The organism is Salinigranum sp., assembly GCF_041641895.1.
Lineage (GTDB): Archaea > Halobacteriota > Halobacteria > Halobacteriales > Haloferacaceae > Salinigranum.
The window spans coordinates 42,190-55,005 of the sequence record NZ_JBEPXO010000015.1; the positions used below are offsets into that span (position 1 = coordinate 42,190).

13 protein-coding genes and 1 pseudogene are annotated in these 12,816 nt (G+C 69.4%); 5 read left to right on the forward strand and 9 right to left on the reverse strand.

Translation table 11 applies throughout. The features are described 5' to 3' along the window. The first annotated feature begins 64 nt into the window (after positions 1 to 64). Entirely contained in the window at positions 65 to 700 is a 636-nt protein-coding gene (locus tag ACESK5_RS05100) for a YigZ family protein (RefSeq protein ID WP_372910469.1), read from the forward strand. Positions 701 to 721: 21 nt separating this feature from the next. Here the strand turns inward: ACESK5_RS05100 and ACESK5_RS05105 are convergent, their stop codons facing one another. From ACESK5_RS05105 to ACESK5_RS05115, 3 genes are read right to left on the reverse strand one after another with little or no spacing between them, the layout of a single operon-like run. Then, positions 722 to 3,550: a TRAP transporter permease gene (locus ACESK5_RS05105; protein WP_372910470.1), complete on the reverse strand. Its 2,829-nt coding sequence runs from the start codon at positions 3,548 to 3,550 to the stop codon at positions 722 to 724. Further along, positions 3,547 to 4,053 (reverse strand): DUF1850 domain-containing protein, encoded by a 507-nt coding sequence (locus ACESK5_RS05110; protein ID WP_372910471.1) that lies wholly within the window; start codon positions 4,051 to 4,053, stop codon positions 3,547 to 3,549. The genes ACESK5_RS05105 and ACESK5_RS05110 overlap by 4 nt, the downstream gene beginning before the upstream one ends. 47 nt (positions 4,054 to 4,100) lie before the next feature. Further along, a complete protein-coding gene (locus ACESK5_RS05115; RefSeq protein ID WP_372910472.1) occupies positions 4,101 to 5,177 on the reverse strand; it encodes a TAXI family TRAP transporter solute-binding subunit in 1,077 nt (358 codons plus the stop codon). A 184-nt stretch (positions 5,178 to 5,361) separates the two neighbouring features. Between ACESK5_RS05115 and ACESK5_RS05120 the strand changes: the two genes are divergently transcribed. After that, positions 5,362 to 7,518 carry a prolyl oligopeptidase family serine peptidase gene (locus tag ACESK5_RS05120; RefSeq protein WP_372910473.1) on the forward strand — a complete coding sequence of 719 codons (2,157 nt, stop codon included), beginning with the start codon at positions 5,362 to 5,364 and terminating at the stop codon, positions 7,516 to 7,518. A 9-nt stretch (positions 7,519 to 7,527) separates the two neighbouring features. Here the strand turns inward: ACESK5_RS05120 and ACESK5_RS05125 are convergent, their stop codons facing one another. The 3 genes from ACESK5_RS05125 to ACESK5_RS05135 all read right to left on the reverse strand — a co-directional run bounded on the left by ACESK5_RS05125 (position 7,528) and on the right by ACESK5_RS05135 (position 8,813). Next, a complete protein-coding gene (locus tag ACESK5_RS05125) occupies positions 7,528 to 7,776 on the reverse strand; it encodes a hypothetical protein (protein WP_372910474.1) in 249 nt (82 codons plus the stop codon). Between the two features lie 108 nt (positions 7,777 to 7,884). After that, positions 7,885 to 8,565: a uracil phosphoribosyltransferase gene (upp, locus tag ACESK5_RS05130; RefSeq protein WP_372910475.1), complete on the reverse strand. Its 681-nt coding sequence runs from the start codon at positions 8,563 to 8,565 to the stop codon at positions 7,885 to 7,887. Between the two features lie 65 nt (positions 8,566 to 8,630). Then, positions 8,631 to 8,813, reverse strand: a complete 183-nt coding sequence (locus ACESK5_RS05135) for a hypothetical protein (protein ID WP_372910476.1) — start codon at positions 8,811 to 8,813, stop codon at positions 8,631 to 8,633. A gap of 58 nt (positions 8,814 to 8,871) precedes the next feature. On the opposite strand from ACESK5_RS05135, the gene ACESK5_RS05140 reads away from it, so the two are divergent. The 3 genes from ACESK5_RS05140 (at position 8,872) to ACESK5_RS05150 (ending at position 9,977) form a co-directional block, all read left to right on the forward strand. Then, positions 8,872 to 9,183, forward strand: a complete 312-nt coding sequence (locus ACESK5_RS05140; RefSeq protein WP_372910477.1) for a hypothetical protein — start codon at positions 8,872 to 8,874, stop codon at positions 9,181 to 9,183. 56 nt (positions 9,184 to 9,239) lie between these two features. Continuing rightward, positions 9,240 to 9,650, forward strand: a complete 411-nt coding sequence (locus tag ACESK5_RS05145; RefSeq protein WP_372910478.1) for an SRPBCC family protein — start codon at positions 9,240 to 9,242, stop codon at positions 9,648 to 9,650. A 105-nt stretch (positions 9,651 to 9,755) separates the two neighbouring features. After that, complete coding sequence (locus tag ACESK5_RS05150; RefSeq protein ID WP_372910479.1) at positions 9,756 to 9,977, forward strand: hypothetical protein; 222 nt, start codon at positions 9,756 to 9,758, stop codon at positions 9,975 to 9,977. A gap of 7 nt (positions 9,978 to 9,984) precedes the next feature. Here the strand turns inward: ACESK5_RS05150 and ACESK5_RS05155 are convergent, their stop codons facing one another. The 3 genes and pseudogenes from ACESK5_RS05155 to ACESK5_RS05165 form a co-directional block, all read right to left on the reverse strand. Continuing rightward, a complete protein-coding gene (locus ACESK5_RS05155; RefSeq protein WP_372910480.1) occupies positions 9,985 to 11,277 on the reverse strand; it encodes a DUF389 domain-containing protein in 1,293 nt (430 codons plus the stop codon). Positions 11,278 to 11,387: 110 nt separating this feature from the next. Further along, positions 11,388 to 12,668 (reverse strand): GTP-binding protein, encoded by a 1,281-nt coding sequence (locus tag ACESK5_RS05160; RefSeq protein WP_372910481.1) that lies wholly within the window; start codon positions 12,666 to 12,668, stop codon positions 11,388 to 11,390. A 56-nt stretch (positions 12,669 to 12,724) separates the two neighbouring features. Beyond that, positions 12,725 to 12,816, reverse strand: a pseudogene (locus tag ACESK5_RS05165) (IS6 family transposase); the annotation flags it as partial.

Below are 12,816 nucleotides of genomic sequence, written 5' to 3' on the forward strand. Positions count from 1 at the left end.
GGCGTCGTCGCTCGTCCCGTCCGTCGCTACCCTTTTGTCCGCCCACCGGTGACCGCAAGCAGAGATGACCGACGGTGACGCCGACGCGCCCGACACCTACCGGACCGTCGCCGGCCCCGGCCAGGCCGACTTCGAGGTACGCGGCTCGGAGTTCGTCGGCTACGTCTCCCCCGCCGAGACTGTCGCCGACGCCGAAGCGTTCATCGGGGACGTCGAGTCGGAACACCCCGACGCGACGCACAACGTCCCCGCGTACCGGGTGCCGGCGGACCCCTCGAAGGCCGACGTCCTGTTGCGGGAGTGGTGTTCCGACGACGGCGAACCGACCGGGTCGTCGGGCAAGCCGGCGCTGAACGTCCTCGTCCAGCGGGACGTTCGAAACGTCGTGGCCGTCGTCACCCGCTACTACGGCGGGACGAACCTGGGGGTCGGTGGACTGGCACGGGCGTACTCACGGGCGGTGAAGGAGGCCGTCGACGACGCCGGCGTCGTCGAGAAGCGGCCACACGAACGGTTCCGTGCCGTCGTCGCCTACGACGACTCCGGCACGGTCCGCGGCATCCTCGAGTCGACGGGCGTCGAGTTCGAGGCCGACTACGACGAACAGGTCGCCTTCGCGGTCCGAGTCCCCGTCGCGGACGCGGCCGCCCTCAGAGACCGCCTGCGAAGTGCGACGAGCGGCCGCGTCGACCTCTCGTGAGCGGGGCGCGGGCGTCGGGGCTCAGTCGGTCGCTTCGGCCCGGCCGGTGGGCTGCGGTGGCTGCTTCTCGCTCGCCGCACGGTTCTTCAGCGTGAGCGCGCCGAACAGCACCGCGCCGGCGGCACGGAGGCCGAGGTCGACGACGAGCGGTTCGCCCACGTTCCGGACGATGCCGACGAACGAGAGGAGGTCGGTCGCGGCGTTGAGCACCAGCAGCGGGGCCATGAGGAGGAAGGCGCTGACGACGAACAGCGCGCGCTCGGTCTGCCCGACCGGGGAGTAGAAGTACCCGATGACGGTCGCACCGAGGGCGACGACGCCGACGAACACGCCGACGATGGGGATGACGACTTCGGGGAGGAAGTACGTCAGTTCGGCCACGTCGGAGCCGTTCAGCACCCGGAACGCCTCGTTCTGCCCGCGGAGCAGGAGGATGCCCGGCGTGAGCGCGAACGCGAAGGGGACGATGGCCTTGTTGAGCGACAGCGAGAACGCCTTCGTCCCCGTCCGGAACGGGTCGGACTTGGCGACCCCGGACGCCGCGTACGCCGCCACCGCCACCGGTGGGGTGATGTCGGCGATGACGCCGAAGTAGAGGATGAACAGGTGTGCCGCCAGCAGGGGAATGTTCGACGACTGCGCGATGGCCGGCCCGAGGAGGGAGACGAGGATGATGTACGTCACCGTCGTCGGCATGCCCATCCCGAGGATGATGGAGGCGATGGCCGTGAAGAGCAGCAAGAGGACGATAGAGCCGCCCGCGACGGCCTTGATGAGTGCCGTCAGGTTCGGACCCAGGCCGGTGGCGCTCACGACGCCGGGGATGATGCCGGCGGCGGCGACGGCCACGACGACTTCGGTCGAGGTGCGCGCCCCCGCGTCCATCGACTTCCCGATGAAGGTGACGTACCGGAAGGGGCGGGTCTCGGCGAGGCGCGGCCGTGAGACCCCGGCGGCGAGACGTTCGCTGGCGGTGTCGACGGCGTCGTCGAAGTCTAAGAGCGGTGCGTCGCCCCGCGGCCGGAGGAGCATGAAGGCGAGGCTGACGAGGACGATGATGGTTCCCAGCGTCCCCCCGGCGGCGAAGAGCGCCTCGACGAACGTCCGCGTCTCGCCGCTCGCGCCCGTGACGAGGCCGACGATGCCGACGCCGCTCGTGAGGAACGCGCCGAGTTCGGCGAGGAACAGCACGGCGATGGTCCCGACGAGCGGCACCCTCGTGTTCTCGTTGTACGCGGCGACGAACGCGATGAGTGCCATGATGGCGACGAGCGTGAACCACGCCGACCGCGCGACGGTGAGGCGCTCGACGAGGAGGTAGTACAGCAGAAGGATGAGGGGCACGAGGTAGAACCACCCGCGCGAGAGGTGACTCTTGATGTCGACGACGTCGTCGCGCGAGAGGCCGCCGATGCCCGCTCTGGACGCCTCTAGGTGGACCATCACCCAGACGCCGAAGAAGAAGACGATGGCCGGGATGGTCGCGGCGATGATGATGTCCGAGAAGGGGACGCCGATGAACTCGATCATCAGGAACGCGGCGGCACCCATCACGGGTGGGAGGATCTGTCCGCCCGACGACGCCGACGCCTCGACCGCACCCGCGAACTCCGGTCGGTAGCCGGAGCGCTTCATCAGCGGGATGGTGAACGCGCCCGTCGTCACCGTGTTCGCGATGGACGACCCGGAGATGGTGCCCATGAAGCCCGACGCGAGGATGCTCGCCTTCGCAGGGCCGCCTTTCCGCGTCCCCGTGGCGGAGTACGCCAGTTCGATGAACCACTGGCCCGCGCCGGACATCTCGAGGAACGCGCCGAAGAGGATGAAGATGTAGATGAACTGCACCGACACCGTAACCGGAATCCCGAACACACCGTTCTCGGTGTTGTACCAGAGGTTCTGGACGATGTTCGCCCAACTGCCCTGTGGGATGGAGAGCACGCCGATGAGGGGCGTTTCGGGCGTGATGATGAAGCCCCAGCGGGCGTAGACGATGAACGACGCGACGATGAGCATGAGGTAGACACCGAGCGCGCGCCGCGTCGCCTCGAGGACCAGCAGCGTCCCCATCGCGCCGAGGAAGAAGGCGTACGACACCTCGTTCAGCGGGATGCCGGTCACGCTGACGACGTCGAGCGGAATCTGGAGGAAGGGGTACACCTCGCCGATGGTCCGTCCCGAGTCGAGTCCCAGCACCCGGAGTTGCTGGATTTCGCTGAAGTCGTTGACCATGTAGATGGCGGTGAGCGCCGCCAGGACGATGCACACGAGGTCGACGGGCGTCACGCGCTCGCGTTCGTCGTCGACGACGAGCCAGCGCACGCCGCGCCGGACCGCCCTCGCGGCTGACGTCACCGGGTTCGAGGTCCCGAGCCGTTCCTCCAGCGCCGGGACGACCCGTGCGAGCCGGGTGGCGACGACCCCGCCACCGTCCGTGGGCGGGAAGAGCAGGAACGCCAGCACGAGCGCGAACGCGACGTGGATGGCGTTCACCTGTAGCAGCTGGAGCGCGGCGAGTCTCACCTCGCCCACCACGGGCAGGCTGAACTCGAAGATGAAGCCGCGGGCGGCGAGCCAGATCTGGAACAGCGAGAAGACGATGCCGATGGCTGAGACGGTGATGGCGACCCCGCCAGAGAGGGTCCGTTTCCGCTCGATCCCCTCGAGAATCTCCTCCGCCTCCGCGTCGCTCAACTCGTCATCCTCGCCCTCACCGTCGGCGTCGGCGCTCGGGTCGGGGCCGTCGTCCGGTCGTTCCGGGTCGGTCCGGTCGTCGGTGCCTCCGTCGGCCCTGGCGGGGTCGTCGCCGGGGCCGTCCTGCGCGGGTCGTTCCGGGTCTGAATCTGTCATGGTCGTGTCATCGAGCGTGCAACGTCAAGCACAGTCCGCTCCGTGATATATATGCGCACGGACTCCGCGTCCGAGAGCGCGACGAGGTCGAACGTCTCCTCGCCGACGTGGAGTTCGTGTCCGGCGATTCGGCCGGGTTTCACGTACAGTTCCTCGTAGGAGCCCTGTGGGTCGAAGACGAACGACCCGTTCTCCTGGCTCACGTTCACTCGCGCCGGGAGGCCCCAGCCGTACGACTGGAACTCCATGCGCGTCATCACGAGTTCGCCGTCGCGGACGGCGTACGCGTCGAGTATGCGCGTCTTCTCGACGCTGTGGGTGTACTCGAGCGCGACGGTCGTGTTCTCCTCGACGGGCACGCGGAGCAGTTCCTCGCCCCCGTCGGCCGTCTCGACGACGAGCGCCTGCCCGGCCGGGAGCGACGCGGCCGCGGCGCCGCTGACTGCGAGCAGCGCCGCTACCAGCACGGCGGCCAGAGTGAGCAGTCGGCGTCGGTCGTCCATCGCGTCGAAGAATGTCGAGTGGTGGTAAGTGCGCTACGGGTTCGGTCTCAGCCGAAGTACGCCTGCGCGCCGGGGTGCAGGTCGATGGACATGCCGTCCTGTGCGGAGTCGGCCGTGATGAAGTCCGTCTTGATGGTGAGCGAGTCCGTGTTGTCGAAGATGGCCGCCGTGACCGTCTCGACGACGTCCTCGGACTGTTCGGCGTTCGTCGCAATCATCGCCTGCACGGCGACGGTCGGCGCGGCCGACTCGAGCCCGTACGTGCCGGAGGGGACCTCGTCGTCCGCGTAGAACGGCGCGGCGTCCTTGACGGCCTGGCGGTTGTCGCCCTCGATGGGGACGATGCGGACGTCCTCCGTCGCGGCGAGTTCCTCGATGGCACCGACCGGATAGCCGCCGACGACGAACGCGGCGTCGATGTCGCCGTTCTTCAGCTGGTCGGAAGCCTGCGAGAAGCCGGTGTTCTGCTCGGTGTAGTCGCTGATGCCGAGCGCCTCGAGAATCTGATTCGCGTTGACCTGCGTCCCCGACCCGAGGTCACCGGTGTTGATGGTCGCACCCGAGAGGTCGCCGGGCGTCTCGATGCCCGTGTCGGCGAGCGTCACGATGTGGATGGTCTCGGGGTAGAGGGTGGCGACACCGCGGAGGTTCTCCACGGCGTTGCCCTGGAACGCCTCGATGCCGGAGCCGTTCGCCGCGAAGTACGCGACGTCGTTCTGGATGAGCGCGAAGTCGGCGTCGCCGCTCGCGAGCGACCCGACGTTCTCGACGGACGCACCGGTCGACTGGACCTGGACCGTGATGCCGTCGGTGTTGGACTCGATGACGTCCTTGAACTCGTTCGAGAGCGGGAAGTAGGTCCCACCGGTCCCGCCCGCGTGCCACGAGAGGCGCGTGCTGCCCGAACTGGACCCGCCGTCGCCGCCGGACTCGGTCGACTCGCCGTCGCCGCCGGACTCGGTCGACCCGCCATCGCCGCCGGACTCGGTCGACTCGCCGTCGCCGCCGTCGCCGCCGGACTCACCGCCACCGCCACCGCCGCCGGAACAGCCAGCGAGGCCGGCGAGGGCCGCGGTCCCTGTCACTGCGAGGAAACTCCGTCGGTCGAACTTCTTCTGGACCATACCCGACTGGGTGCACTGGAGATATATATGGTTACCCATGTCCCCGTTCGGAATTGGCTATATACATATGGTACTATTATCGAGTTAGGGGCAACGATTCGTCATCTCTCGGCAAATATCCGGACGGTTATCCAGTCCGTCCGGCACCGGAACCCTCTTTCGTCCGTGTTCCGAGGCCGCTCGCATGCACCTCACGGCTCCCGACCACGCCGACCTCACCCGGGTGGGCTCGCCGGCCCACTCCCCCGACGGGTCGACCGTCGCGTACGTCGCACGTCGGCCACGCGACGACGAGACGACCGATTCCAGCGTCTTCGTCGTCGACCGGACGGGGGGCGAGCCGCGTCGGTTCACCGCCCGCGAGGGAGTCGACACCGACCCGGCCTTCTCGCCGTCGGGGGACCGCCTCGCGTTCACCAGTACGCGCGGCGACGACGGCGCACAACTCTGGGTCATCCCCACGGACGGCGGCGAGGCCCGGCGGGTCACGGACGTCCCCGGCGGCGTCCAGGCGGCGACCTGGTCGCCCGACGGCACCCGTCTCGCATTCGTGAGCGAGTCGACCGCCGCGGAGCGCGAACGAGGAGTCGACTGTGACGCCGCCGACTACGAGCGTCCCACGCCCGACCCGCGCGTCGTCGACCGACTCGTCTACCGCCGGGCGGCCGCGTACCTCGACGGGACGCGCCGTCACGTCCACCTCGTCGACGTCGGCGACGGGCTCGCGGACGGCTTCGACACCGTCACTCGCCTCACCGGCGGTGACCGCGACCACGTCTCCCCGACCTGGGGGGACGCCGGGACGCTCTACTACGCCGTCTCCCGCCGACGCGACGGCGGCGACCCCGACGACGCCATCGAGTTCGAACTGGTCGCACACGACGTCGACCGCGGGGCGGACGACGCCGATGCCGATTCCGCTGCCGGTGCTGACGCCGATGTCGGTGCCGATGCCGGGGTCGAACGTACGGACGAGGACGACGGGACGGGCGGCCCGGTCCGGCACGTGACCTGGGGCGAGTCGTGGACGCCGGCGCTCGCAGCGACCGACGACGGCCGCGTGGCGTACCTCCACACCCCGACCGACGACGGGCCACCCGTCCACGCCGACGTCGTCGTCGTCGACTGCGCGACCGGTTCCGAAACCGTGCTCACCGCGTCTCTCGACCGGACCGTCCTCCCCGACCGGGGGTTCTCGTGGAACCACGACTTCGACGCGTTCTACGCCGTGACACCGGACGCGGGCGACTTCGTCGTCCGGCGGTTCGTCCCGGACAGCGAGGGGGTCGCACACGACGTCGTCGTCGACGAGGGTGCGGTCGACGGCCTCGCCGTCGGCGCTGACTCGCTGGCCGTCACGAAGAGCGCCGCCGACCACCCGGGCGACGTCTTCCTGGTCGACGCCGACGGCGAGCGTCGACTCACGACGGTGAACGACGCGTTCCTCGCCGAGCAGACGCTCGCCACGCCCGAGACGGTGTGGTTCGACTCCGACGGCGAGGGGATTCAGGGGTGGCTCCTGCTCCCGCCCGAGGGCGTCGCAGAGGGTCAGGAGCGGTTCCCGCTCGTCGTCGAAATCCACGGTGGCCCGCACGCGATGTGGACCACGAGCGGGACGATGTGGCACGAGTTCCAGACGCTCGCCGCCCGGGGGTACGCGGTGTTCTGGTGCAACCCACGCGGGTCCATCGGCTACGGCCGCGACTTCGCGACGGCCGCTCAGCGCGACTGGGGGGCCACCACGGCACGCGACGTCCTCGCCGGCGTCGACACCGTGTGCGCCCGGGCGGAGGTCGACGAGTCGCACCTGTTCCTCACCGGCGGGAGCTTCGGCGGCTACATGACCGCGTGGCTGGTCGGTCACGACGACCGGTTCCGCGCCGCTGTCGCCCAGCGCGGCGTCTACGACCTCACCTCCTTCTACGGGAGTTCGGACGCGTTCAAACTCGTCGAGTGGGACTTCGAGACCACGCCGTCGGCGGATGCGGCGTTCCTCTGGGAGCAGTCGCCCGTCGCGACGGCACACGAGGTGACGACGCCGACGCTCCTCCTCCACGCCACCGAGGACTTCCGGGTGCCGGTGAACAACGCCGAACTGCTCTACCTCCTCCTGAAGAAGAGCGGGGTCGACACCCGCCTCGTGCGGTACCCCCGCGAGGGCCACGAACTCTCCCGGTCGGGCGAACCCGGCCACGTCGCCGACCGTCTCGAACGCATCGCCCGCTGGTTCGACGGCTACTCGGACCGCCACGACGTCCCCCGCGCACTGGAGCGTGGCGACGCGGGACTCTCCGGGGGGTTGACGGACGAGGACGGGGCCGGCGGGACGGAGCCTCCCTGACCGCGACGCTCAGTCGACGATTATCTCGGAGTCTCCGCCGCCTCCCCGCCCGGTCGACATCCGCTGGTCGTACCGGTCGACCCACGCGGCGAAGCAGTCCGGGCAGAGCCGGTGGCTGTGAATCTCGCTCCCGTCGACGCTCACCCGGACGGTGCGCGTGAGCGCGTCGGCGACGGGTTCCCCGCAGTCGTCACACGGTTCCCCCGGACGGCCCCCGTCCGGGCGGTGGCGGTCGGTTCCGCCGGGCGCGTCTTCCATGGATTCGTCTCGCGTGGGACGCTATTAGGTGTGGTGTCGCCGAGCGCCGTCACCGGACGTGTTTCCCCCTCGGAAACGGACGGACGACGGTCAGAACACTCTCGCCGGTCAGGTCGTCCGGAACGCGCGGTCACCGGCGTCTCCCAGTCCGGGGACGATGTAGCCGTCGTCGTCGAGGTAGTCGTCGATGGCGACGGTGAGCAGGTCGGCGTCGGGGTACTCCTCGCCCACGCGGAGCAGTCCGTCCGGGGCTGACACCGCCGAGAGGACGAACAGGTCCGTCGGTTGTTCCGTGGCGCTCTCGAGGACGTGGTCGAGGACGGCACACATCGTGCTCCCGGTGGCCAGCATCGGGTCGGCGACGATGACGGTGTCCTTCGCGCGGATTTCGGGGAGCTTCACGTAGTCGATGGTGATGGGGAACTCGCCCGCCTCGTTCATGCCGGCCTCCTCGTCGCGGCCGGCGGAGATGACGCCCTGCTTCGCGCGGGGGAACGCCTTCAGCAGCCCCTCGACGAACGGCGTCGCCGCGCGCAGCACGTTGATGATGACGATGTCGTCGAGCCCCTTCACGCGCTCGCCCGTAGTCTCCTGCAGCGGTGTCTCCAGCGAGACGTACTCGGTCTCCATCGCCCCGTCGATGATCTCGTAACCGCAGATGCGGCCGAGTTTCACCAGCCCCTTCCTGAAGGCGACCTGTTCCGTCTCGACGTCTCGCAGGCGGGAGAGAGTGTCCTTCGCCAGCGCGTGCGTGATGAGGTACGCGTTGTCGCGGTCTTCGATGGGCATGTGTGACGTGCTGTCGGGCACTGATATAAAACGCGGGCATCGACCTCTCAGGGTCGCCTCGCGGCTCAGAGTAGCCGTATCACGATGCCGGTTAGAGCCATGAGCACGAGGGTCGCGACGGCGGCGTTCCGCACCGAGAACGCCGCGAGTCCGATGAAGTCGAGTCCCCAGAGGATGGCTGTCCCGAAGACGGCCGAGAGGACGAGGTTCATCACGAACAGGACGCGCGGGTCTCCCTCCGAGGCCATACGCTCTCCATCCGAAGTCGGACTTATCTTCTTTGCGTTCCCGCTCCATCCACGGCGTGTGTTCCGGAACCGCGACGGCACGCCGGTCGACCCCGTCCCCTTCCTGGTAGTGGCGGCACTGGCCTTCCTGGTGGCGTTCTCCTTCGGCCCGGTCTACGCCGGTGCGGTCGGGCTGTCGCTCCCGGTCGGTCTCGCGCTCTCCGCCGGACTGTTCGTCGCCGCCACCGTCGGCGCCTACGTCCGACTGGTCTGGAACGCCCGCCCCGCGCTCCGTGCGGAGATTCCGCCGGAGACGCGCCTCGCGCGCCTCGTCTACGGCGCGCTCTGTCTCGCCCTCGTCATGCTGCTGCTCGCGCTCCCGCTCCTGTGATAGCACGCCCGCGCGGGAGCCGAGCGTTTAACCGTCGCTCCGGTCCACCTACCCGCATGCGCGAAGTGGAAGTGTCGCGGTTCGTCCGGGCGACGCCGCGAGAACTGCGCCGCCACCTGTCGCCGGCGGCCGTCGTCGAAGCCGAGGACAGTTTCGCGGTCCGGGAGGTCCACGACGTCGACGAGGGGACGCTCGTCACGGCGGGCGGCGGCGGGTTACAGCTCTCGCTCCGCTTCGAGCCCCGCGACGACGGGTTCTACTACACCCAGGAGGGACAGGAGGGGCCGTTCGAGGCGATGGAGACGTGGCTCACGCTCGCCTCGGAGGACGAGGGGACCCGACTGACGGCCCGCTCCCGCGTGAGCCTCGGCCTCCCGCTCGCCGCGCTCACCGACTGGGTCGCCGCGTGGAAACGGCGCGGAGAACTCGACCGGGCGCTCGACAACCTTGCCGCCGCCGTCGAGTGAGGAGTGCCGGACGACGGCTCCTCCTCGCACGGCCGACCCGGACGCTCGTGCGCCGCCGGCGTCACAGCGCCGGTCGCTTTTTTGACTCGATTCTGAAAGCCGGGTATGGGGCTGTTCAGCACGATTTCCGAGACGCTCAGGGCGTCGACGCAGTCGACCGACCGCGGCGGGAGCGGCGAGCAGTCGGCGGGCGCGTACTGGTGTCACGACTGTTCGGAGCGCGTCCTCGACCTCGACGTCGAGGGAGAAGAGCCGCCGACGTGTCCCGACTGCGGCGAGGAGATGACGTTCGAGCGCTCGCCAGGGTCGACCGGGTGCGCCTGCTGACCCGCGGTCACGCCGTCGCCCGCGTCGTCTCGACGAACTCGACGGAGACGGACACGTCGCCCCCGGTCGTCGCCGTGATTCGCTCGTCGAGTCGCACCGGGAGTCGCGGGTAGGGCTCGTCGACCGGCCGACTGATCCGAACCGTCACCGCTCGCGACGTCGGCGTGACGCCGAACCCGGTGAACTCGACGTCGACGGCGAGGAGAGTGAGTTCCTCGTACGCGTCCCGGTCCAGGACGTCCTCGACGGCGTCGTTCGTCGTGTTCTCGAACGCGCTCTGACTCGCGACGGTCGTCCCGACGCCACCCGTCACCATCGCCGCGACGACCACCGCGGCGAGCGTGGCGTTCAGTCCCCCCGCCCGGAGCGCCGCCAGGGGTCCGTCGTCGAGCCACGCCGCCGGACGGTAGCCGAGGTACCAGAGCGCGGCCGCGCCGCTCGTCGTGATGGTGAGGAGGTTCACCACCAGGAGGACGGCGGCCCCGGCCGCGACGACCGGGTAGCCCCACGCGAGACCGATTCCGGTCGCGGCGGCCGCGGGGATGAGCGCCGCCGCGACGGCGACACCGACTAGCGACACCGGGAGGTCGGTCGAGAGACCGAACGCTCCCGCGGCCCCGGCGCAGACTCCGATGAGCAGCGAGAGCACGCCGGGCGACGTCCGGGTACTGAGCTGGGAGATGGTCGTCACGTCGACCGCTCCCGAGACGAACTGGGTCGTGCGCAAGAGCCACCCGAACCCCGTCGCGAACCCGATGGCGACGACTAGGCCGAGCACCAGTGCGACGACCCCGTCGCGGACCATCCGACCGTCGCTGAACGCGACGCCGACGCTCGCCGTCAGCGCCGCACCGACCTGCGGGGCGATGACCATCGACCCGACGACGACGGACGGCGCGTCCAGGAGGAGTCCGACCGTCGCGACGAGTACGCTCAACAGCGTCATCGCGTAGTACGTCCGCGTGCTCGGCTTCAGGTTCCGTGCCTTCGAGCCGATTTCCTCGCGCGTCAGGGCGTCGGTCTCCTCTTCGCCCTCGACGAACCGGGCCTCCAGTTCGGCGAAGTGCGGGGTCGACGCCGTCTCGGCCGTCGCGATGACAGTGAACGAGTCGTCGAGGCCGGCCTCCCTGAGGTCCGTGAGCACGGCGTCGACGGCCTGTGCCGGGAGCGGGAACTGGACCAGGAGGTCGTCGTCCGACTCGGCAGTCTCGGTCACGACGTAGTCGATCTGTTCGTTCGCGAGGACTTCGAACACCTCGTCGCTGCGGGCTCGCGGGACCTGGACGTGGATGAACCGCATCCGTCTCGGTCGCGGTTCGCGACCCGGTTATACCTGGTCGTTGCGTCTGCGTTCCGGGGGCTCCGCTCTCGCTCGTCCGCTGTGACGCCCGACGCTCGTCACAGCCCCACTCACTCCACGTCGGGCGCCGCCAGCACGACGCGCTCGCCCTGTGCTGTCGGGAGCGGGTCGTCCCCCGCCTCCCACGTCTCGGGGTCGAACGCCGCGAACCCGTCGTCGTCGAGGAGACAGTCGTCGAGTCGGGCGACGAGCGACGCCTCGTCGAATTCGGTTCCGATGAACACCAGTTCGGTCCGCCGGTCGCCCCACCGCTCGTCCCACGTCAGGTCCGACCGGTTCCGACGGTACGCGTCCTGCTCGAACTCGGGTCGGGTCGCGACCCACGGCCCCGCGGCCTCGACGTGGACGGATGGGCCCGCCTGCCCGAGCGTGAGGTGCTGTTCGCTCCCGGCGACCCACAGCGTCCCCTTCGAGCGGACCACGTTCGGCGGGAGGTCCGCGAGGACACTCGCGACGCGGTCGGCGTAGAACGGCCGTCGCCGCCGATAGACGAAGGAGGTGACGCCGTACGCCTCCTCCGGGTGACTGTGGCCGCCGTGGTCGTGGTCAGAGTGGTCGTGTCCGTCCTCGTGGGTGTGGCCGCTGTGGTCGTGGTCGTCGTCCTCCGCTTCGGCCGACGCCGCGAGCGCCTGCCGCCACCCGGCCGCCTCCGCGGCGCGTGCCGGGTCGTACAGCCGCCGGCCGAGGAGACGGTCCGGGTCGGCCCGCGAGTACTCCGTCCGGACGATTTCGGCGTCCGGCCGGAGGCCGTGGACGAGCTCCTCGACCGTCTCGAGCTCCGCCGACGAGACGAGGTCGGTCTTGTTCAGGACGACGACGTTCGCGAGTTCGACCTGTTCGACGAGGAGGTCCGAGAGCGGTCTCGTGTCGTCGTTGGCCGCTCCTCGGCGCGTCACCTCCCCAGCACCGCCGAAGGCGTCGTAGAACTGCCGGGCGTCGACGACGGTCACGAGCGCGTCGACGACGTACCGCGCCGAGGCGTTCCCCCGGGTGAACAGTTTCGCGACCGGACCGGGCTCGGAGATCCCCGACGCCTCGACGACGAGGTGGTCGAAGTCGCGCTCGCGCGCGAGCCGCATCACGGCCCGGTCGAGGTCACCGCGGAGTTCACAGCAGATACAGCCGTTCGACAGCTCCGTCACGTTCCCCGCGGCGCCTCCGGAGCGACCGCTCACGAGTTCCGCGTCGACGTTTATTTCGCCCATGTCGTTGACGAGGACGGCGACGTCGCGGTCGCCGGCGGTGTCGAGGAGGTGGTTCAGGAGCGTCGTCTTCCCCGCACCCAGACTGCCGGAGAGTATCGTCACCGGGATGTCGTCGGCGCCTGCCATGTGCAGGTCTCACACGGGCCCCGTCTTCAAATGCGGGGATGTTCACCGGGTAGTGTTTAGTTTGGAGCATTGAACCAGGCGGCAAATGCTTGGAGCCAATTTTCGGCGGTTTTGGGTTCAACGTGGCTGAAACAGTTTGAGAACGAAG